The sequence below is a fragment of the Roseococcus sp. SDR genome (genome assembly GCF_019083995.1).
Lineage (GTDB): Bacteria > Pseudomonadota > Alphaproteobacteria > Acetobacterales > Acetobacteraceae > Roseococcus.
In genome coordinates this window covers 16,294-35,154 of the sequence record NZ_JAHRCU010000017.1, presented here as the reverse complement: position 1 = coordinate 35,154, position 18,861 = coordinate 16,294, and the positions used below count along the sequence as shown (strand labels likewise).

At 70.6% G+C, this 18,861-nt stretch carries 25 protein-coding genes and 1 tRNA gene; 12 read left to right on the top strand and 14 right to left on the bottom strand.

Annotation, left to right across the window (positions count from 1 at the left end):
• Positions 1-84: 84 nt before the first annotated feature.
• Entirely contained in the window at positions 85-894 is an 810-nt protein-coding gene (locus tag KTR66_RS17925) for a TIGR00282 family metallophosphoesterase (RefSeq protein WP_213614925.1), read from the bottom strand.
• Positions 891-1,445 carry a 5-formyltetrahydrofolate cyclo-ligase gene (locus KTR66_RS17920; protein WP_213614923.1) on the bottom strand — a complete coding sequence of 185 codons (555 nt, stop codon included), beginning with the start codon at positions 1,443-1,445 and terminating at the stop codon, positions 891-893. Before KTR66_RS17920 ends, KTR66_RS17925 begins: the two co-directional genes overlap by 4 nt.
• Before the next feature lie 493 nt (positions 1,446-1,938).
• Here KTR66_RS17920 and KTR66_RS17915 point away from each other — a divergent pair, with 493 nt between their 5' ends.
• Positions 1,939-2,544, top strand: coding sequence for a BLUF domain-containing protein (locus KTR66_RS17915; RefSeq protein ID WP_213614920.1), 606 nt, complete (start codon positions 1,939-1,941; stop codon positions 2,542-2,544).
• A gap of 7 nt (positions 2,545-2,551) precedes the next feature.
• Here KTR66_RS17915 and KTR66_RS17910 read toward each other — a convergent pair whose 3' ends face one another.
• Positions 2,552-2,890, bottom strand: a complete 339-nt coding sequence (locus KTR66_RS17910) for a cell division protein ZapA (protein WP_213614918.1) — start codon at positions 2,888-2,890, stop codon at positions 2,552-2,554.
• 11 nt (positions 2,891-2,901) lie between these two features.
• Positions 2,902-3,174, bottom strand: coding sequence for a hypothetical protein (locus tag KTR66_RS17905; RefSeq protein WP_213614916.1), 273 nt, complete (start codon positions 3,172-3,174; stop codon positions 2,902-2,904).
• A 92-nt stretch (positions 3,175-3,266) separates the two neighbouring features.
• Between KTR66_RS17905 and KTR66_RS17900 the strand changes: the two genes are divergently transcribed.
• The 8 genes from KTR66_RS17900 to KTR66_RS17865 all read left to right on the top strand — a co-directional run bounded on the left by KTR66_RS17900 (position 3,267) and on the right by KTR66_RS17865 (position 8,700).
• The gene (locus KTR66_RS17900) at positions 3,267-3,650 is read left to right on the top strand and encodes a hypothetical protein (protein WP_213614914.1); all 384 of its coding nucleotides are present in this window, start codon (positions 3,267-3,269) and stop codon (positions 3,648-3,650) included.
• A gap of 40 nt (positions 3,651-3,690) precedes the next feature.
• A complete protein-coding gene (locus KTR66_RS17895; RefSeq protein ID WP_213614912.1) occupies positions 3,691-4,611 on the top strand; it encodes a class I fructose-bisphosphate aldolase in 921 nt (306 codons plus the stop codon).
• A 53-nt stretch (positions 4,612-4,664) separates the two neighbouring features.
• Positions 4,665-5,393: a sulfite exporter TauE/SafE family protein gene (locus tag KTR66_RS17890; protein WP_213614910.1), complete on the top strand. Its 729-nt coding sequence runs from the start codon at positions 4,665-4,667 to the stop codon at positions 5,391-5,393.
• Positions 5,394-5,431: 38 nt separating this feature from the next.
• Complete coding sequence (locus KTR66_RS17885; RefSeq protein ID WP_213614908.1) at positions 5,432-5,920, top strand: hypothetical protein; 489 nt, start codon at positions 5,432-5,434, stop codon at positions 5,918-5,920.
• A gap of 39 nt (positions 5,921-5,959) precedes the next feature.
• A complete protein-coding gene (locus KTR66_RS17880) occupies positions 5,960-6,310 on the top strand; it encodes a DUF4345 family protein (RefSeq protein ID WP_213614906.1) in 351 nt (116 codons plus the stop codon).
• A gap of 149 nt (positions 6,311-6,459) precedes the next feature.
• Positions 6,460-7,095 carry a thiamine phosphate synthase gene (thiE, locus tag KTR66_RS17875; protein WP_213614904.1) on the top strand — a complete coding sequence of 212 codons (636 nt, stop codon included), beginning with the start codon at positions 6,460-6,462 and terminating at the stop codon, positions 7,093-7,095.
• Complete coding sequence (locus KTR66_RS17870; RefSeq protein ID WP_213614902.1) at positions 7,085-7,972, top strand: PhzF family phenazine biosynthesis protein; 888 nt, start codon at positions 7,085-7,087, stop codon at positions 7,970-7,972. Before thiE ends, KTR66_RS17870 begins: the two co-directional genes overlap by 11 nt.
• Positions 7,972-8,700 carry an FkbM family methyltransferase gene (locus tag KTR66_RS17865; protein WP_213614900.1) on the top strand — a complete coding sequence of 243 codons (729 nt, stop codon included), beginning with the start codon at positions 7,972-7,974 and terminating at the stop codon, positions 8,698-8,700. The genes KTR66_RS17870 and KTR66_RS17865 overlap by 1 nt, the downstream gene beginning before the upstream one ends.
• Here KTR66_RS17865 and KTR66_RS17860 read toward each other — a convergent pair.
• Positions 8,685-9,146: a cytochrome c gene (locus tag KTR66_RS17860; protein ID WP_213614898.1), complete on the bottom strand. Its 462-nt coding sequence runs from the start codon at positions 9,144-9,146 to the stop codon at positions 8,685-8,687. The two genes, KTR66_RS17865 and KTR66_RS17860, sit on opposite strands and share 16 nt — an antisense overlap.
• 109 nt (positions 9,147-9,255) lie before the next feature.
• On the opposite strand from KTR66_RS17860, the gene KTR66_RS17855 reads away from it, so the two are divergent.
• A tRNA-Pro gene (locus KTR66_RS17855) sits at positions 9,256-9,332 on the top strand.
• Between the two features lie 26 nt (positions 9,333-9,358).
• On the opposite strand, the gene KTR66_RS17850 is transcribed toward KTR66_RS17855, so the two are convergent.
• The 3 genes from KTR66_RS17850 to KTR66_RS17840 form a co-directional block, all read right to left on the bottom strand.
• A complete protein-coding gene (locus tag KTR66_RS17850) occupies positions 9,359-10,837 on the bottom strand; it encodes an ATP-binding protein (protein WP_213614896.1) in 1,479 nt (492 codons plus the stop codon).
• Between the two features lie 21 nt (positions 10,838-10,858).
• Positions 10,859-11,704 carry a PhnD/SsuA/transferrin family substrate-binding protein gene (locus tag KTR66_RS17845; protein WP_213614894.1) on the bottom strand — a complete coding sequence of 282 codons (846 nt, stop codon included), beginning with the start codon at positions 11,702-11,704 and terminating at the stop codon, positions 10,859-10,861.
• Positions 11,705-11,873: 169 nt separating this feature from the next.
• On the bottom strand, positions 11,874-12,272 hold the full coding sequence (locus KTR66_RS17840) for a GtrA family protein (RefSeq protein WP_249732232.1): 399 nt from the start codon (positions 12,270-12,272) through the stop codon (positions 11,874-11,876).
• A 394-nt stretch (positions 12,273-12,666) separates the two neighbouring features.
• On the opposite strand from KTR66_RS17840, the gene KTR66_RS17835 reads away from it, so the two are divergent.
• Positions 12,667-14,274, top strand: coding sequence for an ABC transporter substrate-binding protein (locus tag KTR66_RS17835; protein ID WP_371819162.1), 1,608 nt, complete (start codon positions 12,667-12,669; stop codon positions 14,272-14,274).
• A 5-nt stretch (positions 14,275-14,279) separates the two neighbouring features.
• On the opposite strand, the gene KTR66_RS17830 is transcribed toward KTR66_RS17835, so the two are convergent.
• Both KTR66_RS17830 and KTR66_RS17825 read right to left on the bottom strand, forming a co-directional pair.
• Positions 14,280-14,540, bottom strand: coding sequence for a hypothetical protein (locus KTR66_RS17830; RefSeq protein WP_213614887.1), 261 nt, complete (start codon positions 14,538-14,540; stop codon positions 14,280-14,282).
• Positions 14,541-14,643: 103 nt separating this feature from the next.
• Positions 14,644-15,501 carry an oxaloacetate decarboxylase gene (locus tag KTR66_RS17825; RefSeq protein WP_213614885.1) on the bottom strand — a complete coding sequence of 286 codons (858 nt, stop codon included), beginning with the start codon at positions 15,499-15,501 and terminating at the stop codon, positions 14,644-14,646.
• Positions 15,502-15,615: 114 nt separating this feature from the next.
• Here KTR66_RS17825 and KTR66_RS17820 point away from each other — a divergent pair, with 114 nt between their 5' ends.
• Positions 15,616-16,698 carry an alpha-hydroxy acid oxidase gene (locus tag KTR66_RS17820; protein WP_213614883.1) on the top strand — a complete coding sequence of 361 codons (1,083 nt, stop codon included), beginning with the start codon at positions 15,616-15,618 and terminating at the stop codon, positions 16,696-16,698.
• Positions 16,699-16,741: 43 nt separating this feature from the next.
• Here the strand turns inward: KTR66_RS17820 and KTR66_RS17815 are convergent, their stop codons facing one another.
• From KTR66_RS17815 to KTR66_RS17800, 4 genes are all read right to left on the bottom strand, one after another.
• A complete protein-coding gene (locus KTR66_RS17815) occupies positions 16,742-17,080 on the bottom strand; it encodes a hypothetical protein (protein WP_213614881.1) in 339 nt (112 codons plus the stop codon).
• A gap of 106 nt (positions 17,081-17,186) precedes the next feature.
• Positions 17,187-17,525 carry a hypothetical protein gene (locus tag KTR66_RS17810; protein WP_213614879.1) on the bottom strand — a complete coding sequence of 113 codons (339 nt, stop codon included), beginning with the start codon at positions 17,523-17,525 and terminating at the stop codon, positions 17,187-17,189.
• A gap of 102 nt (positions 17,526-17,627) precedes the next feature.
• A complete protein-coding gene (locus KTR66_RS17805; protein ID WP_371819161.1) occupies positions 17,628-18,251 on the bottom strand; it encodes a class II aldolase/adducin family protein in 624 nt (207 codons plus the stop codon).
• Positions 18,248-18,859: a glutathione S-transferase family protein gene (locus KTR66_RS17800; protein WP_213614877.1), complete on the bottom strand. Its 612-nt coding sequence runs from the start codon at positions 18,857-18,859 to the stop codon at positions 18,248-18,250. The genes KTR66_RS17805 and KTR66_RS17800 overlap by 4 nt, the downstream gene beginning before the upstream one ends.
• Positions 18,860-18,861: the final 2 nt, after the last annotated feature.

Sequence of the window (18,861 nt, the reverse complement as noted above, 5' to 3'; positions counted from 1 at the left end):
GTTCCGGCGCCGTGAGAGGGAGAATGAACGCGCTCTGTCGCGGGATGATCGCGCGGCGGCGGGGCTTCTGTCGCGTCGGTCGCGCTACGGCATCACCGGGCTGAGGCGGCCGCCCTGGCGGAGCGGCGCCACGCGGGTCGCAAGCCCGGTCGCGTCATCGGTCTCGAGGTAGAGGCCGCAGAGCGTGGCCTCGCCCTCGGCCGGGGCCAGCTTCTCGCCCGGCATCTTCTTCCAGAAGCGGAGTGCCGCGCCGCCCTTCTGCATGCCGATCACGCTGTCATAATCGCCGCACATGCCGGCATCGGTCTGGTAGGCGGTGCCGCCGGGCAGGATCTGGTGATCGGCCGTCGGCACATGGGTGTGGGTGCCGATGACCAGGCTCAGCAGGCCGTCGAAGCTGTGGCCGAAGGCCTGCTTCTCGCTGCTCGCCTCGGCATGCACGTCGAGGATGGCGGCCTGGATGGTGCGGCCGAGCGTATGGCGCTGCAGCTCGGCCTGGACGGCGCGGAAGGGGTCGTCCAGCGGGTCCATGAAGAGGCGCCCCATGACGTTCATGACCAGCGCGCGCCGCCCGCCGCGGACCTCGACCACCACGGCGCCGGCGCCGGGCGTGCCGGGCGGGAAATTGGCGGGGCGGATGACGCGCTTTTCCTCGGCGAGGAAGGGGATGATCTCGCGCCGGTCCCAGGCGTGGTTGCCCAGCGTGATGACATCGGTGCCGGCGGCGAAGAAGGCGCGCGCCATGTCGGGCGCGAGGCCGAAGCCGTGGCTGGCGTTCTCGCCATTCACGACCACGAGGTCGAGATCGAGCTGTTCGCGCAGCGCGGGCAGGCGCTGGGTGAGGGCATCACGGCCCGCGCGGCCGACGATGTCGCCCAGGAAGAGAATCCTCACGGGCGGATCACGCCCTGCTCGGTGGCGATGGCGGTGAGGCGGGCATCATGCGGGCCGGTGGGCACCTGGGCGATCTCCTGCGCGGCATAGGCGACGCCCATGGCCGTGGCGCCGCGTAGCAGGGCGAGCGTCCGGTCGTAATACCCCCCGCCATAGCCGAGCCGCGCGCCGCTGCGGTCAAAGGCGAGCAGCGGCACGAGGAGCCAGGTGGGTGTCACGGTCTCGCCCTCCGCCGGGTGCTGCGTGCCCATGGGGCCGCGCGCCATGGGCGTGGCGGGCGACCAGGGCCGGAAGAAGAGCGGGTTGCCGCGCGGCGGCGTGACAGGCAGGGCGATGACGTGGCCGCGCATGTGCAGGGCTTCGAGGAGCGGGCGCGTCGGGATCTCGCTGCCCATCGACCAGAAGCCGCCGATGACGGCGCCGGGGTTCGGCGGCGCCTCGCGCAGGATCACGTCGCGCAGCATCACGCCCGCTTCGGGCGAGGCGCGCCGCGCCGCCAGAGCCGCGCGGCGAAGTTCGGCCTTGGCGGCGAGGAGCGGGGCTTCGGTCATGTCGCAGATGTAGCGCAAGCCGAAACGAAGGCGAGTCCGGTGCGGCGGCGCGACCTGCGCAAGTTCTGCGCCGCCCTGCGAGAATCCGGGCCGAATAGGCCCGGCGGGATGCTTCAGCATCCCGAAGCCAAGCGCGCGGAGCGCGCGCCCGGCGTCTGAGGGCCGCTAAAAATGCACTCACGCCCCGCCGGGGGGCTCGCCTTGCGAGCCCCCCGGCGGGGCGTGAGTGCGAAGCCGCCCTGGCCGTTGGCGTCTGCATCCTCCCAAGGCCTGCCATAAGCAGGTGGGCACCAGATAGCCGGACCTCGGCCCGGCCAGCGCCAGTTCCCGGGAGTTGCGTATTGGCCCTGGGGATGTCTGTACCTGACGCACCGGGCAGCCTCGCCCGTCAGAGGTAGGCCCTGGGGGGGCGAAAGGCAAGGAAAGCGAGATCGTGCTGGCGCCCGGGCCAGGAAGGGCGCAAGCTGCCCCGATCAAAACGAGTTCAAAATAAATGTCCGGCCCGGAGAGTCTTGCGATCGCCGCCCCATCGCCCCAACCCGCGGGCGGGCTGCCGCTCGGCGCCTCGCTTCTCGGGATGGCGCGGGTGGCTTCGGCCTCGGGGCAGCCGCGCGCCGCGCTGCTGCTGCGTGTGGCGGGCGAGGCGCTGATCGCCGAGGAGCGCATCCTGCCGCCCATCGCGACCGGCCTGCATCGCCTGGCCTATGTCAGCCGGGCGACAGCGGCGAGCGGGGCGGAATCGGCGAAGCACCTCGCCGCCATCCTCGAGGTGGCGCGCCGCCACAATGCCGAGGCCGGGCTGACCGGCGCGCTGCTGCACAGCCGCCGCTGGTTCGCGCAGGTGCTGGAGGGCGAGCGCGGTGCGCTCGAGGCGCTCTATGCCCGCATCATGCGCGATGAGCGCCACCGGGACGTGACGCTGCTGGCGCTGCACCCCGCTGCGCGCCGCGTCTTCTCCCGCTGGTCCATGGTGCATGCCGGGCAGGTGCCCGAGCAGATGATCCGCCGCGGCCTGAGCGGGCTGGGCGAGACGGCGGCGGCGACGGCCGCGCTCAGGGAGTTGATGGCGACGCTGCGAGCGCGGCTGCGCCTCGCCTGAGGAAGCGTTACGGCTTCTCGATCGCGCTCGCGATGCCTTCGATCCGTTCGGCGATGCGCGAGAGACGCTCGGCCAGGCGAGGGTCGGTGGCGGGGGCGGCCGTGGTGGCGACGCCGCCCTGGCTGCGCAGGCGCGCGAGGTCGATCCGCAGGTCATTCGCCTCATCGGCGAAGAGGAGCGCCACATGCAGCAGCATGCGCGATTCGCTGAACTGGCCGCCCATGGAGCGGATGACGCGCACCTTCTCCTCGATCTGGCCGACGAGGTCCTGGACGTGCTGCTCCTCGCCATCCTTGCAGCCGATGGTGTGGCTGTAGCCGTTCACGCGGATGTTCACCTGGCCCATGGGCGTGCTCCTCAGATTTCCGCGCCGGATTCGTCGCCAACCAGGGCGCGCAGCTTGCCCAGCGCCTCGTCCAGCCTGGCCGAGAGGCGCTCGATCTCGGCACGGGAGACCATGTCGGCCGGCGGGCCGGCGGCGGTGGCGCGGGCCTCGGCGAGCGCGGCCTGGACGGCGGCTTCCCGGGCTTCGAGGTGCCGGCGTTCGCGCGCTTCCAGGGCTTCGGCCAACCGCTCCAGGGCCGCTTCCAGCCGGTCCGCGGCGAGAAGGGTGATATCGTTCGCGTCCAAGGCCTGCTCCCGGGTGCTGGACCTGCCAGCGCTCTGCATGGGAAAGCGTTGGCATGCAGCCGGTTCAGGGTCAACCGAGAGAAGCGCCAGCCGTGATCATCCATGGCGCGCGGGACGTGGCCTTCGCGCTGGAGGTGGCGGCAGGCCGGCCGATCGCCTTGCTCTCCGCGCCGGGGGCGGCGGGCTATCTGGGTGTCGCGGGGTTTCTCGCGCTGCTCGCGCCGCATGGCGCGCTGCCGCTCGCGATTCTCGATGCGGCGGCGGCACCCGGCCATGCGCTGGCCGCGCTACGCGCCGGTGTGCCGCGCGTGGTGCTGGCGCAGAGGGTACCGGCCTTCGCCGCGCTCGCCGAACTGGCCGGGGCGATGGGCGCCGCGCTGCTGCCCGCTGCACCGCCCGCGCTCGACCTCGCGCGCGTGGATTTCCACAAGGCCCAGGGCCGGATGCATCTGGCACGCTGGCTCGATCTGCCCTAGACCACGTCCAAATTTCGACCCTTTGGAAAGGAAGCGCCCGATGCGGCTCACGCGCAAGGTCAAGGACATCCTCTCGTGGTACGAGAGCGACAACCCCGGCACGAAGGGCAACCTCGCCCGCATCCTGATGACGGGCAAGCTGGGCGGCACGGGCCGCATGGTGATCCTGCCGGTGGACCAGGGCTTCGAGCACGGCCCGGCCCGCAGCTTCGCGCCGAACCCGCCCGCCTATGATCCGCGCTACCATTTCGAGCTGGCGATCGAGGCGGGGCTGAACGCCTATGCGGCGCCGCTGGGCGCGCTCGAGGCCGCGGCCGGTTCCTACGCCGGCTGCATCCCGACCATCCTCAAGGTCAACAGCAGCAACAGCCTGTCCACGACGAAGGACCAGGCCGTGACGGCGACGGTGCAGGACGCGCTGCGCCTGGGTTGCTCGGCCATCGGCTTCACCATCTATCCGGGCTCCGAGTACCAGTTCGAGATGATGGAGGAGCTGCGCGAGCTCTCCGCCGAGGCGAAGGCGGTCGGCCTCGCCGTCGTCACCTGGTCCTATCCGCGTGGCCCGATGCTGGACAAGGTGGGTGAGACGGCGCTCGACATCGCGGCCTATGCCGCGCACATCGCGGCGCTGACCGGCGCGCACATCATCAAGGTGAAGCCGCCCTCCGACGCGATCTTCCTGGATGCGGCGAAGAAGACCTACCAGTCGCATCCGGTGGATGTGAAGGATGCCGCGGCCCGCATCGCGCATATCGTGCAGGCCTGCTTCGCCGGCCGTCGCCTCGTGGTGTTCTCGGGCGGTGAGGCCAAGGGTGCGGATGCGCTGCTGAACGAGGTGCGCGCCATCCATGCCGGTGGCGGCAATGGCTCCATCGTCGGCCGCAACGCCTTCCAGCGTCCGAAGGCGGAGGCGCTGAAGCTGCTCTCCGACATCATCGACATCTACAAGACGAAAGTCTGATCGCTTCGGGCCTTTCCGAAGCTTTGCATGGCCCGGGGCGCTAGCCTCGGGCCATGTTCGATTCAGCCCTCCATCTCACGGCCGTTGCGCTCGTCTTCCTGCTGGCCGGCTTCAGCAAGGGGCTGATCGGCCTCGGCCTGCCGACCATCGCCATGGCGCTGTTGAGCCTGCTGGGCCCGCCGGCCGAGGCGGCGGCCCTGCTGCTGCTGCCGAGCTTCGTCACCAACCTCGTGCAGATCGCGCCCGCGCGCGAGGCCTGGCGGCTGGCGCGCCGGCTCTGGCCCATGCTGGCGGGTGTCGTGCTGGGCACGGCGCTGGGCGGCCTGGCCTGGGGCGGTTTCGGCGGGCGGTATGGCGCGGTGCTGCTGGGCGTGGCGCTGGCGGCCTATGGCGCGCTCGGGCTTTTCGCGTGGCGGCCGCGCTGGCCGGAGCGCGCGGGCGGGCTCATCGGCACGCTGACCGGGGCGCTGACGGCGGCCACCGGCGTCTTCGTCATTCCGGCGGTGCCCTGGCTGCAGGGCATCGGCCTCGCGCGGGATGAGCTGGTGCGGGCGCTGGGGCTGGCCTTCCTGGTCTCGACGCTCGCGCTGGGGGTCCTGCTCGGCGGCAGCGGCGCGCTGGAGCGTGCGCAGCTGCTGACCTCGGCGCTGGCGCTGCTGCCGGCGCTGGCCGGGCAGGCGCTGGGCACGGCGCTGCGCGGACGGCTTTCGGAGGCGATGTTCAAGCGCGTCTTCTTCGCGGGGCTCTTGCTGCTGGGCGGCGGGATCGCCTTGCGCGGGTGAGGCGCGCTTCGGCAGGATGCGGGGCAGGGAGGTTCCTCATGCGCCGCATCCTCTGTGCCGCGTTGCTCTGCTGTGCCGCGTTGCTTCGGGCAGGCCCCGCGCTGGCCGATCCGGCCGCGCAGCTCGCCGCCGGCAATGCCTGGCGCGCGCTGGATGAATTCGGCGCGGCACTCACCGCCTATGAGGCCGGGCTGCGCGAGGCGCCGGGCCGCGCCGACCTGCTGGCCGAGCGCGCGCTGGTGCTGCACCGCATCGGCGAGTTGCAGCGGGCGGAGGCGGAGCTGGCCCGCGCCATCGCTGCCGCCGGGCCGCGCGACGCGGCACCCTTCACCGCGCGGGCCGGCCTCGCCTTGCTGGCCAACCGGGATGCGACGGCGGATCTGGCCGAGGCGCGGCGCCGCGTGCCGGGCGATGCGCGCGCCGCGGCACTCACCGCCCTGGTCGCCGCACGGCAGGGCGGGCCGCCGGTGCCGCCGCGCGTGATGGAGGCGCTGAGGCAGGATTTCGGGCCCTGGCTCTCGGAATAGAAGCTGCATCCGCAGGCCGGCGCCGGGCGTAACGCCGGCATGCTCCCGCTCGCCATCCGCCTTGCCAGCCTCGTTCCCATCCTGGGGGGTGGGGCGGGCGCGGTCTTCGGCGTGGCGGCGCTGGGCGAGGTGGGCGGGGCCGCGACGGGCAGCCATCTGCGCTACCTTTCGGGCCTGCTGCTGGGCATGGGGCTTGGCACCTTCTGGTGCGCGGGCGATCTGCGGCGGCGCGGCGCGATCTTCTCGGCGCTCTGCGCGATCTTCGTGCTGGGGGGCATGGCGCGGGCGCTCGGCCTCATGATCGAGGGCCTGCCGCCCTGGCCGCATCTCCTGGCGCTCGGGATGGAACTGGGCGTGGTGCCGGCGCTGTGGCTGGCGGCGCGGCGCTGATCACGCCTGCGTTCCAGAAGCGCGCCGTCGCCGAGCTTTCCAAAAGCGCGCCGTCGCAACGCTTTCCAAAAGCGCGCCGCCGCGAAGCTTTCCAAAAGCGCGCCGCCGCGAAGCTTTCCAAAAGCGCGCCGTCGCGCGACACAGAGGGCATGGATGACCGTTGCCGCCTCTACCTCATCACGCCCCCCGTCCTGCCCGCCGGCTTCGAGGATCACCTCGCCGCCGCCCTCGATGGGGGTGATGTCGCCTGCCTGCAGCTGCGCCTGAAGGATGCGCCGCGCGATGAGGTGAAGCGCGCCATCGCGCGCCTCATGCCCATCGCCCAGAAGCGCGACGTGGCCTTCCTGCTGAATGATGACGCGCCATTGGCCGCCGAGATGGGCTGCGACGGCGCGCATCTCGGGCAGTCCGATGGCGACCATGCCGGCGCGCGCATGCTGCTCTCGGGCAGGATCCTCGGCATCACCTGCCATGCCTCGCGTCACCTCGCCATGACGGCTGGCGAGATGGGCGCGGATTACGTCGCCTTCGGCGCCTTCTTCCCGACGAACACGAAGGCGACGCAGCATGTGGCCGACACCGAACTGCTCGAATGGTGGAGCGAGCTGATGGAGGTGCCCTCCGTCGCCATCGGCGGGATCACGGCGGAGAATTGCGCGCCGCTGGTGCGGGCGGGGGCGGATTTCCTGGCGGTGGTTGGCGCGGTGTGGAACCATCCCGAGGGGGCCGCCGCCGGGGTGCGCCGCATGAACCAGGCGATCAGGGACGCGCTCGATGGACGTTGAATTCGAAACCTGCGACGTCTTCACCACCGCCCGCTTCGGCGGCAATCCGCTGGCCCTCGTCTATGGCGCGGACGGGCTGGAGGACGCGGCGCTGCAGGCGATCGCGCGCGAATTCAACCTCTCCGAGACCGTCTTCGTCCTGCCGCCCGAGCGTGAGCCCGCCGATGTTCGCTTGCGCATCTTCACGCCGGGCATGGAGCTGCCCTTCGCGGGCCACCCCAATGTGGGCGCCGCCGTGATGATCGCGCGCCGCATCGGCCATGAGGGGGATCAGCTCGTGCTCGAGCAGCCGGCCGGGCATGTCACGGCCTGGCTCACACGCGGTGCAGGCGGGCTGCCGGTGGCCGCTGAGATCGAGGCGCCACGGCCGCTGACGGTCGGCGCCACCTTCGACCGCACGGCCATCGCCGCCTGCGCGGCGCTGCCGATGGAGGCGATCCATGTGAACGCGCATCCGCCGCTGATGGCCGGATGCGGCGCGCCCTTCGCCATCGCCGAGGTGGAGGATGTGGAGCTGCTGGCCGCCGCGACACCCGACATCCCCGCCATGCGGCAATGTTTCGGCCCGCTGGCCAGCCCGCCCGTGGGCCTGCTGCTGCACACGCCGCTTGGCGTGGGCCGCCGCCGCGTTCGCATGTTCGCGCCCCTGAACGGAATCGTGGAAGACCCGGCGACGGGCGGCGCCAATGTCGCGCTGGCGGGCCTGCTGCTGCAGCTGGCCGGCGGCTCGGCCCTGGCGCTGGAGGTGGAGCAGGGGGCGGATCTCGGCCGGCCGAGCCTGCTGGTGCTGGCCGCGCGGCGGGAGCTGGATGGCACGATCCGCGTGCGGGTCGGCGGCGGCGTGGTGCCGGTCTCGCGGGGCGTGATGAGCCTCTGATGGAGGAGCTCGATTTCCACCGCGCCCTGCACCGGCCGGGCGTGCTGCTGGATATCGGCGCGCATGACGGGCTGCTGACCATCCCCTTCGCGCGGCTGCCGGGCAGCAGGGTCCATGCCTTCGAGCCCTTGCCCTCCGCCATGGCACGGCTGCGCGCGGCGCTCACGGCCGAATTCGCCGCCATCCCGCCGCATGTCACGCTGCATGACGTGGCGCTGGGTGCCGCGGCGGGCGAGGCGGTGCTGACCCTGCCCGTGCTGGAGGGCGTGGCGCAGGAGCAATGGGCCAGCATCAGCAAGGACTACGCCGAGCATGCGAGTGTGACGACCGAGGCGCATCGCGTCCGCGTCCTCCCGCTCGACAGCCTCGAGCTGCGGGAGGTGACCGCCATCAAGCTCGATGCGGAGGGGGCCGAGCAGGAGGTGCTGGAGGGCGCGCGCCGGACGCTCACCACCTCACGCCCCGTGCTCTCCATCGAGATCGAGGAACGGCACCGGCCCGGCAGCACGCGCGACGTGCCGGCGCTGCTGCACGCGCTGGGCTATGCGGGCTTCTTCTGGCACGCGGGGGCGCTGCGGCCGCTGGCCGAGTTCGATGCCGCGACCATGCAGGTGGCGAGCCCCGACCCCGCGGTCTTCGCGGCGTCGGACCCCTATATCTTCAGCTTCTTCTTCCTGCCCACCGAGATGGCGGGCCGGCTGTCAGAGCAGCTTCAGCGCGCCCGGTAGGGGCGGTGGCAATCGCCGCAGGCGGCACCCGTCGCCTGCACGGCCGCCTGGAAATTCGCGACATTGCCCGAGGCCGCGGCCTCCCGAAGGGCCACGAGGCGCGGCTGCATCGCGGCCATGGCGGCGTCGAAGCCGGCGCGGTCCGTCCAGATCGCGGGCAGGGCGCGGGTGTCGAGGCCCGGCGCGCCCTGCTGCGTGCCGGCCGGGAACATGGTGCCCGCCGTGGCGAACCAGGCCTGGATGGCGGCGATGCGCTCCACCGTGCCGCGCGGGTCCCCGCCGGCGCGGGCGACGGCGGCGACGGCGGTCATGTTGTCGCCCGCGGCCTTGAAGCCCTCGCGACGCTGCGTGACGACCGCGGCGGGGCTGGGCTGCGCCATCGCCTCCAGCACGGGGGCGGCGCCCATCAGCGCCACGGCTCCAAGACCGGCCAACCAATGCTTCATGCGATATCTCCCAACGAGTAGGAAAATATAAGATTCTTGTTTCACGTCTTCTGCAAGGCCCTGGCTTGCCGAGACGGCGTCCTGCCGCTATGACGCGCTGCACAGGCGTCGGAGTGTAGCTCAGCCTGGTAGAGCACCGTGTTCGGGACGCGGGGGCCGGAGGTTCGAATCCTCTCACTCCGACCATCTTCCTCCTCATGGCATCCCATCGGTCACGCGGTCTGCAGCGGGATCTCGAACCAGAAGACGCTGCCCTGGCCGGGTGTGCTGTCGAAGCCGATCACGCCATCCATCAATTCCGTCAGGTGCCGGCAGATGGCCAGCCCCAGGCCGATGCCGCCATAGCGCCGCGTGCTGCTGCTCTCGGCCTGGCTGAAGCGGAGGAAGAGGCGCGGGCGAAGCGCGGGGGCGATGCCGATGCCCGTGTCCCGCAGCTCGACGCGCAGCATGCCGCGCGTGGCCTCGCGCTGGGTCCAGCCTACCTTCACGCAGATCTCGCCCTCTTCCGTGAACTTCACGGCGTTGTCGGCCAGGTGGCCCAGCAGCTGCGTGATGCGCGCGGGGTCGGCGCGCAGGGTCTGCGGCAGCTCGGGCGCGATATCGAGGTTCCAGGTGAGGCCCTTGCGGCGCGCGGCGGCGGCGGCCGGCGCCAGGGCGGGTGCGAAGAGGCCGCGTGCGGGCACCATGACCGGGCGCAGCACCGTGCCGCCCGTCTCGAAGAGCGAGAGCTCCAGCACGTCATTGATGAGGCGCAGCAGCTGCTGCCCGGATTCGAGGATGGCGGCGATGGCCTCGCGGTCCGCCTCCGGGCGGTCCGGATCCTCCAGCACCTGCGCCATGCCGAGGATGCCGTTGAGCGGCGTGCGGAGCTCATGGCTCATATTGGCCAGGAACTCGCTCTTCGCGCGGTTGGCGACCTCGGCCTTGTCGCGCGCCTCGCGCAGATCGATTTCGCGGATGCGCGCATTCTCCAGCAGCACGGCCTGGGCAGCCTCGCTCGCCATCAGCGCGCGCAGGCGGGCGCGCATCGCGTCCGCCATCTCGCTGAAGGCGAGCGTGAGGCGCGCCACCTCATCCTGGCCCTGGGGCTTGAGCGTGATGTCGTAGTCGCCGTCACGGATGCGCGCGGCCGCGGCTTCCAGCCGGCGCATCGGCAGGAAGAGCATGCGGTTGCCGAGCTCGACCAGGGGGACCAGGAGCGCGAGCGAGATGAGGCCCACGATCACGGCACCCCGGAGCAGCGCCCGGTGGGCTGCCTGGAGCGGCTCGCGCGAGAGGCCGAAATGCAGCGTGCCGAGCGCCTGGCCGGCGAGCACGATGGGCACGGTGTAGAGCTGCCGCTCCTCGCCATCCGCCATGAGGAAGCGGCCGGGCTGGGGCATGCCGTCGCCGAAGGACCAGCCCTCGCTGGAGATGAGCTGGCCGCGCGCATCCACCAGCACCATGTGGGCGAAGCTGCCCGAGGCCACGCCCTCGCGCAGCACGGCCTGGGCGGTCGCGTAGTCGCGCTCGGCGAGCGGGGTGGCGAGCGCCGCCTCGAGGATGGGGCAGACGGCGATGGCGCGGGCGTGCAGCTCGGCCTCCAGCGCGCGCAGCACCAGGCGGTCCTGCATGAAGGTGAGGACGCCGGCCAGAAGCAGCAGCGCCGAGGCGGCGAGCGCGAAGAGCTTGATCCGGAGGGAGATGCGCATCAGTCCGGACCGGGCGAGCACTCAGGCGCCGCGCAGGAAGGCGCGCGTCTCCTCCACCACGTCGTCCAGTTCGGCCAGGTCGGCCGGGGTGACGGGGCGGATGCCGTTGAAGCCGGTGGCGGCGAAGAATTCGCGCCCCTGGGCGCTGCCGGGGAAGCGGCCCAGGGCGGCCGTGATGCGCGCGGCATCGGCCTCCGGCGTGCGGGCGGCGAGCAGGACGAGGAAGCCCGGCACGCGGATGAAGACCTGCCAGACGACCAGGTTCTCGCGGATGTCCTGGCGGATGGCGTTGAACTCGCCCTGGCTCATCACCGCGGCGCGCGTCTCGGCCGTGTTGAGCAGCTGGGCGAGGCTGTCCTCGTTGCGGGCATGGGTCGCCTGCGCGTCACGGCCGATCTGGACGCCCTGGGCGCGGGCCCAATGGATGAACTTCAGCGCGACCAGCGATTGCGGGTTGGTCATCGCGATGGTGGTGCCGCGCAGCTCGGCCGCCGCGGTCAGCGGGCGCTCGCGCAGGGTGACGATGGTGCCCGGGATGCGCGGCTCATAGATGGCGATGGGTGTGAGCCCGGCATCGAGCTGCGCCACGCGGCCGAGATTGGCGGCGGTGACGACGAGGCCGAAGGCGCCGGCGACGCTGCGTTCCTGGAAGGCCGAGAGGCCGGGGGCGGTCACCACCTCGACGGGGCGGCCCAGCTCCTGCTCCAGGAAGCTGCGGAAGGGCTGGTACTGGCCCAGCAGGATGCGGGCGCTGACATTGGGCATGACGCCGAATTGCAGCGGTGCGGGCTGCGCCGCAGCCATTCCCGCGGGGGCGGCCGCAAGGGCAAGGCCGGCCAGGGCGCGGCGGGTGGTGGCTTCGGTCACGGCGCTCCTTTGCTTGTCGGCAGGTCGTTTCGGTGGGCGAACCGAGGGTCCATCCATCGGCAAGGACGATACGCCTGTATGCAGCGGAAGCCAAACGCTAGATTGCGGTCCGGCAGGCCCGCGCGGAACCCGCCGTGGCCGCGCGGTCAGGGGCCCTTTGGCGCCGGTCTCAGCCGCCCTGGAAGACGAAGCGGCGTGACAGCCCGAAATTGATGAACATGCCGGCGAGCGAGCCCGCGGCCACGCCGAGCACCGGGTTGGCGGCCACCAGGGGCACGCCCGCGATGAGGGCTGCATAGGTGCCGTAATTGGCGGCGAAGCCGGCCAGGTTCAGCAGCACGAAGCGGCCCCATTGCGCGGCCACCGGCGCATCACGCCGCGCCGCCCGGAAGGTCCAGGCGCGATTGAGGGCGAAGGTGGTGCTGGCGGCGGCAAGGTAGGAGATGACGCGCCCCGCATAGGGGCCGAGGCCAAGTGCCATCATGCCCAGCAGCACCGCGGAATCCACCACGAAGCCCACCGTGCCCACCACGCCGAAGCGCAGGAATTGTTCGATCATCGCGCGCATGGGCGGCCTCATCGCGCCGCCGCATGGCGTAATTGCGGCGGCACAAAAGCTTTGCCTTTCTGGAGGATAAGGTATAATTTCCTAGAATGAACCCAGGCCCCGCCCCGATCCCTTGCCGCCCAAACCCGCCCCTTCCGCGCCTGGAAGCCGCGCTTGCGCGCATCATTTGCTGGGCGGAACATTCAGCTGCGGCCCCTGGGGCGCCAGGGAAGGCGCCTTGGGGCCGCGATGCGCATTTGTCCGAAACCGCGCATCGCATCGGAAACGCCGCGCGGCCGTTTCGGCGGGGAAGGGGTGCTACGGCGGAATCCCTGAAAAGGCACGCGCTCCGGCTAGAGACAGGGCCGAAACCCCTGCTAGGCTCCCGCCACCAATTTTCGGGAGACACTCCATGATCCAACGTCGCCAGATCCTGGCCGGCGCGGCGGCCCTGCCGGCCGCATCGCTGGCTGCCCCAGCCATGGCGCAGCCGGCGCAGAACCGCGTGCTGCGCTATGTGCCGCATGCCAACCTGCCGAATATCGACCCCTTCACCAACACCGCCTTCGTGGCGCGTGACCATGCCTTCCTGGTCTATGACCAGCTCTACGGCATGGACGAGAATTTCCGCCCGCAGTCGCAGATGGCCGAAGGCCATGTGGTGGAGAATGACGGCCTGCTCTGGCGCTTCACGCTGCGTGAGAACCTCAAGTTCCATGATGGCACGCCGGTGCGCGGCCGCGACTGCATCGCCTCCATCCGCCGCTGGGGCCGGCGCGACGCCTTCGGCCAGGTGCTGATGAGCCGTGTGGCCGACATGACGGAGGTGAGCGACCGCGTCTTCACCATCCGGCTGAACACGCCATTCCCCAAGATGCTGGAATGCATCAGCAAGGTGACGACGTCCTGCCTCTTCATCATGCCCGAGCGGCTGGCGAATGTGGACCCGTTCACGAACATCACCGAAGCCGTGGGCAGCGGGCCGTACCGCTTCATCCAGAACGAATGGGTGCCGGGCTCGCGCCTGGCCTATTCGCGCAACGCGGATTACGTGCCGCGCCAGGGCAATGCCTCGATGACGGCGGGCGGCAAGGTCACGCATTTCGACCGCGTCGAGTGGCACATCATGCCGGACCCGGCAACGGCCTCGGCCGCGCTGCAATCGGGTGAGATCGATTGGTGGGAGCAGCCGACAGCGGACCTGTTTCCGCTCTTCCTGCGGGGTGCCGCCGCGCGCAATGTGCGGGTGGACATCATCAACGGCACGGGCCTCATCGGCATCTTCCGCCCGAACCACCTGACGGCGCCCTTCAACAACCCGGCCGTGCGCCGCGCCGTGCTGACGGCCATCAACCAGACCGACTTCATGACGGCGGTGATCGGCACCTCGGGCATCGAGGGCCGGCCCGATCTGCGGCGCGAGGGCATCGGCTATTTCGCGCCGGAAAGCCCGTCGGCCAGCAATGTCAGCATGGAACGGATGCGCAAGAGCGTGGATGCGGCCCGCGCCGAGCTGCAGGCGGCGGGTGCGATGGGTGCGCGCCTCGTCCTGCTGAACGCGACGGACCTCTCCTCGATCAATGCGGCGACGCTGGTGGGGGCGGACCTGTTCCGCCGGATGGGCTTCAACGTGGATCTGGTGAGCACGGACTGGGGCACGCTGGTGGCCCGCCGCGCCAGCCGCAACCCGCTGGAGCAGGGCGGCTGGTCGGGCTTCTTCACCTTCTGGTCGGGCGTGGACCACTGGAACCCGGCGAACCACGCCTCGATCCGCGGCAATGGCGAGAATGCCTGGCCCGGCTGGCCGACGATCCCGGCGATCGAGGCGCAGCGCGACGCCTGGTTCAACGCGCCGAACGAGGCGGCGGAGAAGGCGGCGACGACGGAGATGCAGCGCATCGCCTTCGAGGAGGTGCCCTATGTGCCGACCGGCATGTACTACCAGCCGACGGCGATCCGCCGGAACCTGACCGGGTTGCTGAAGGGCCAGCCGCCGCTCTTCTGGAACATCCGGCGTGGCTGAGGCCGTCAGTCGAAGCAGGTGACGTGCACCACCGCGACATTCGCGGTGGTGCCGACCGCGATGCGGGCCTGCTGGACGAGCGGTGTGCCGCGCGGCTGCGGCGCGCCGTTCGAGGTCAGGCAGAAGAGCGTCGCGGTGTTGCCGCGCGCGAGTCCGTAATTCTGCCCCTGCAGCACCTGCTGGCCTTGGGCGAGGGCGAACCCGCCCGCCAGGATGGCGCCCGCCGCCGCACCGGCGATGAAGGAGCCGCAACGCCGTTTCGTCATCACATCCAAGCCCTCCGCATTGGCCGAAGGAAGGATAGCGGGCACCGGCATCCGGGCGCGACCGGAATGCGCCGATCCCACGGATCGGCGGGCTCGATCGCGATCAATCCAGGAAGCGCTTCATGGCCTCGGCATAGGGCGCCTCGCGCGTCCAGCGGGCCATCGCGCCTTTCTCCGGCAGGCCCTTGAGGTCGGCGGGCTGCACCCCCTCCCGCAAGGCCTTCAGCGTCGCATGGATGGCCTGGGCCGCCGCCTGGCTCGGCGCATGGCCCTGGAGTGCGATGCGCACGCCGCGGCTCGCCAGGTATTCGCGGTCGGTGATCTCGGGGCTGAGCGTGCCCAGGATGAGGGGCTGCTTCGCGACCTCCGCCGCCGCATCCAGTTCGGCGCGGGTGGTCACACCCGTCAGGAAGATGCCGTCCGTGCCGCAGTCATTATAGGCCTTGATGCGGGCCAGGCAGTCGTCTCGGCTGGTGACGTTCATCGCCCCCGTGCGCGCGAAGATGCAGAGGCTCTGATCCACGCGCGCGGCGACGGCGGCGCGCATCTTGCCGACACCTTCCTCGATGGAGATCAGCCGTGGCTTCGCGGCGCCGAAGGGGCGGGGGAGGTCCGTATCCTCGATGGACATGGCGGCGATGCCGGCCACCTCCAGCTCCTCCACCGTGCGGCTCACATTGAGCGCATTGCCGTAGCCATGGTCGGCATCCACCACGAGGGGCAGCGTGCCGGCCCGGGTGATGCGGCGGGCCTGGGTCGCGAATTCCGTCAGCGTGATGAGGATGTGGTCCGGCGCACCCAGGATGGCGAGCGACGCCGTGGAGCCGGCGAACATGCCGAGCTCGAAGCCCAGCTCCTCGGCGATGCGGGCCGAGAGCGGATCATGCACGGAGGCGGGGTGGATGCAGGCCGTCCCGTCGAGGATGGCGCGGGCGCGGAGGCGGCGTTCGGTGGCGTTCATCAAGGCTTCCCTCTGTTGCCGCGATTGTCGCGCCGGATGCGGCGAAGCGGGAGAGGGGGGGTTCCGAATTCATCCGCACAAGCTAGGTTTGCGCCAAAGGCGGAGAGCAAAACCATGCGCAATTTCGAGGAACGCTATCAGGTCCTGCACGAATTCGTGAAGGCGGCGAAGATCAAGCTGAATCACAATGTCTGGGACTATCTGGTGGGCGCCACCGAGACCGAGACGACGCTGGCGCGCAACCGCATGGCGATCGACACCGTGGCGCTGCGCCCGCGCGTGCTGAACGATGTCTCCAAGGTGGACCCGAGCGTGGATTTCTTTGGGCACCGCATCCGCCTGCCGGTCTTCTGCGCGCCAGTGGGTTCGCTCGAGAGCTTCGAGCCGGGCGGTGGCGTCAGCGTCGCCAAGGGCTCGGGCGCCTTCGGCGTGCCCTATATGCTGAGCAGCGTCAGCCAGCCGGGTCTCGAGGCCTGCGCCGAGGCGTCGAAGGGCCCCAAGGTGTTTCAGCTCTATGTGCGCGGCGACGACGCCTTCGTGGATGACTATGTGCGCCGCGTGGTGGACAGCGGCTATGACGCCTTCTGCATGACGGTGGACACGGCGCATTACTCACGCCGCGAGCGCGACATCGCCAAGCGCTTCGTGAAGACCTGGCGCGCGGCCAATACCGGCATGGACCACCAGGCGGCGCTGTCCTGGCGCGAGGTCGCGCGCTTCAAGGAGAAGCACAAGATCCCGCTGATCCTGAAGGGCATCGGCACGGGTGAGGACGCGGCGATCGCCTGCGAGCACGGCGTGGATGTGATCTACGTCTCCAACCATGGCGGGCGGCAGCTCGATGGCGGGCGCGGCTCGCTCGACGTGCTGCCCGAGGTGGTGGAGGCCGTGGCCGGCCGTGCGAAGATCATGGTGGATGGCAGCTTCAGCCGCGGCACGGACATCGTGAAGGCGGTGGCGCTGGGGGCCGATTGGGTGGGGCTCGGCCGTCTCTATCTCTACGGCCTCGCCGCCGAGGGCGCGGACGGGATCGAGCGGCTGCTCGAGATCCTGGAGGATGAGGTGATCAAGGCGCTGGGGCTGACGGGGGTGAATAATTTCGGCCAGCTCACGCGGGGCCATGTGCATATCGGCGCGCCGCCGGTGGTCTTCCCGAATGTGCACAGCGCCTTCCCGCTGCTGAAGGAAGGCTATTGAGGGGCTGGGCGCGCGGCCTTGTCGCCGCGCGCCCGCACTTGCCTCAGCGCGCGACGATGCCGCGCTGCGTGGCCACGATCTCGCTGGTCGCGCAGATGTCGATGTTCATGAGCTCCGCCGTGGCGCCATTGGCCCAGACGACCTTGAAGTCGTTGCGGCCGCTGTGGCGCGTCTCGTAGCGGATGCTTCGGCCGCTCGGCAGGACGTTGGAGCCGAGCTGATCCACACCCCAGTTGCGCTGGGCGCTGGAGCCGAAGAAGAACTGGTTGATGGTGGAGCCCGATTGATTGACCAGCGTGAAGCGCCGGTCGCACTGGGCCTGGGCCACGGAGCTGACGCCCCCGGCGAGCGCGACGGCGAGGAAGAGGCGGCGGAGGGACATGGGGGTTCTTTCGGAGTGGCCGCGGGAATGGCGCTGCGCGCCCCGCGAAGCGGCCGTTTCGGGAAGGGAGCCGCGACCCGCCACGCAAGGCGGGCCGCGGTCATGTTCAGCGCGCCTCGATGCCGCGGCGCGTGGCGATGATCTCGCTGGTGACGCAGATGTCGATCCGCATCAGCTCGGCCGTGTCGCCATTGGCCCAGACGATCTTGAAGTCGTTGGCGCCGGCGTTGCGCGCGCGGAAGCGCATGCTCTGGCCGTTCACCAGCACATTGGTGCCGAGCTGGTCCACGCCCCATTCACGCTGGGCGCTGCTGCCGAAATAGAACTCCTGCACGGTGGAGCCCGAGCGGTTGATCAGGGTGAAGCTGGTGTCGCATTGCGCGCTGGCGGCGCCGGCGATGCCGGTGGTGAGGAGGGTGGCGAGGAGGAGGCGACGCAGGGTCATGCTTTTTTCCGTTGTCGTGGACGTCAAAAACAAGAGAAATTCTCAATCCACGAAACGCAAAAGCAAGCTCTCTTTCATTTATTGCGCGTAATTCATTCGGCCTCAGCGCAGCCGCCCATAGCCCCCGAATTGCGCGGTGACCGCCGCCATCTCCTCCGCCGTCAGCAGCACGGGATCAAGCCGCGCTGCCAGCAGGTCGAGATATTCGCCGGCCAGATTCTCGACCTCGCGCGCCAGTGTCTCGGCCGCGGCGAGCGAGGTGCCCAGCGCCACCACGCCGTGATTGGCGAGCAGGCAGGCACGCCGGCCCGCCAGGGCAGGGATCGCGGAGAGTGCCAGCTCCGCCGTGCCGAAGGTGGCATAGGCCGCGCAGCGGATATCGTCACCGCCGGCCAGTGCGATCATGTAGTGGAAAGGCGGCAGGCCGCGCCGCGCGCAGGAGAGCGCCGTGGCGCGGGGGCTGTGCGTGTGGACGATGGCCATGGCCTCGGGCCGCGCCGCGTAGATCTCGGCATGCAGGCGCCATTCGGAGGAGGGGCGCCGCGTGCCTGCCAGGACGCTTCCGTCCGGCGCCACCTCCACGAGGTCCGACTCGGTCAGTGCGGCATAGGGCAGGCCCGAGGGGGTGATGCGGAAGCCGCCCTCGATCCGCGTCGAGACATTGCCGGACTTGCTCGGCATGAAGCCCAGCGCATCGAGGCGCCGGGCCGTCTCGATGATGCTCACGCCGCGTCGCGCAAGGCGCGCGCGGCCAGCGCCGCGGGCCGGTTGAAGCAGCGCTCGAGCCAAGCCTTCACGCGGGTGTGGCCGCCGAAATCGAACTTGTTCGCCCAGGCGCCGTAGAGCACGCCGCCCAGGTTGCAGTCGGCGATGGTGAAGGCCTCGCCCAGCAGCCAGGGATTGGCCCCGAGCTGGCCCTCCAGCACGTCGAGCCGCGCGTTCAGCCCGGCCGCGCCGGCTGCGGCCTGGCCGGGGTCTCGCTCTTCGGGCGGGCGGATATAGGTGTTGTAGGCCCATTGCATCGCGGCCGGCTCGGCCTCGGTCGCGGCCCAGAGCGTCCATTGCAGCGCGCGGCTCGCATCATCGCCCGCGGGCATGAGGGGCGCGCCGGCCTTGGCGGCGATGTGCAGGTTGATGGCCAGGCTCTCGAAGAGCACCAGCGCGCCATCCTCCATCGCCGGGATCTTGCCGTTCGGGTTCACCCTGAGATGCGCGGGCGACTTGATGCCGGGCCCGAAGCCGGTGGGCACCACCTCATAGGGCTGGCCGGCTTCCTCCGCCGCCCAGATGCAGCGGAAGGCGCGGGATTTGGGGGTGCCGTGGATGCGGATCATGG

Excerpts from the sequence above, each read along its gene's own strand:
- KTR66_RS17810 (WP_213614879.1), bottom strand. The coding sequence starts at position 17,525 with ATGACCCTGCGTCGCCTCCTCCTCGCCACCCTCCTCACCACCGGCATC.
- KTR66_RS17915 (WP_213614920.1), top strand. The coding sequence starts at position 1,939 with ATGTCCGGCCCGGAGAGTCTTGCGATCGCCGCCCCATCGCCCCAACCC.
- thiE (WP_213614904.1), top strand. The coding sequence starts at position 6,460 with ATGGATGACCGTTGCCGCCTCTACCTCATCACGCCCCCCGTCCTGCCC.
- KTR66_RS17840 (WP_249732232.1), bottom strand. The coding sequence starts at position 12,272 with ATGCGCGCGATGATCGAACAATTCCTGCGCTTCGGCGTGGTGGGCACG.
- KTR66_RS17910 (WP_213614918.1), bottom strand. The coding sequence starts at position 2,890 with ATGGGCCAGGTGAACATCCGCGTGAACGGCTACAGCCACACCATCGGC.
- KTR66_RS17865 (WP_213614900.1), top strand. The coding sequence starts at position 7,972 with ATGGAGGAGCTCGATTTCCACCGCGCCCTGCACCGGCCGGGCGTGCTG.
- KTR66_RS17870 (WP_213614902.1), top strand. The coding sequence starts at position 7,085 with ATGGACGTTGAATTCGAAACCTGCGACGTCTTCACCACCGCCCGCTTC.
- KTR66_RS17820 (WP_213614883.1), top strand. The coding sequence starts at position 15,616 with ATGCGCAATTTCGAGGAACGCTATCAGGTCCTGCACGAATTCGTGAAG.
- KTR66_RS17885 (WP_213614908.1), top strand. The coding sequence starts at position 5,432 with ATGCGCCGCATCCTCTGTGCCGCGTTGCTCTGCTGTGCCGCGTTGCTT.
- KTR66_RS17860 (WP_213614898.1), bottom strand. The coding sequence starts at position 9,146 with ATGAAGCATTGGTTGGCCGGTCTTGGAGCCGTGGCGCTGATGGGCGCC.
- KTR66_RS17920 (WP_213614923.1), bottom strand. The coding sequence starts at position 1,445 with ATGACCGAAGCCCCGCTCCTCGCCGCCAAGGCCGAACTTCGCCGCGCG.
- KTR66_RS17825 (WP_213614885.1), bottom strand. The coding sequence starts at position 15,501 with ATGAACGCCACCGAACGCCGCCTCCGCGCCCGCGCCATCCTCGACGGG.
- KTR66_RS17890 (WP_213614910.1), top strand. The coding sequence starts at position 4,665 with ATGTTCGATTCAGCCCTCCATCTCACGGCCGTTGCGCTCGTCTTCCTG.
- KTR66_RS17880 (WP_213614906.1), top strand. The coding sequence starts at position 5,960 with ATGCTCCCGCTCGCCATCCGCCTTGCCAGCCTCGTTCCCATCCTGGGG.
- KTR66_RS17800 (WP_213614877.1), bottom strand. The coding sequence starts at position 18,859 with ATGATCCGCATCCACGGCACCCCCAAATCCCGCGCCTTCCGCTGCATC.
- KTR66_RS17815 (WP_213614881.1), bottom strand. The coding sequence starts at position 17,080 with ATGTCCCTCCGCCGCCTCTTCCTCGCCGTCGCGCTCGCCGGGGGCGTC.
- KTR66_RS17830 (WP_213614887.1), bottom strand. The coding sequence starts at position 14,540 with ATGACGAAACGGCGTTGCGGCTCCTTCATCGCCGGTGCGGCGGCGGGC.
- KTR66_RS17850 (WP_213614896.1), bottom strand. The coding sequence starts at position 10,837 with ATGCGCATCTCCCTCCGGATCAAGCTCTTCGCGCTCGCCGCCTCGGCG.
- KTR66_RS17895 (WP_213614912.1), top strand. The coding sequence starts at position 3,691 with ATGCGGCTCACGCGCAAGGTCAAGGACATCCTCTCGTGGTACGAGAGC.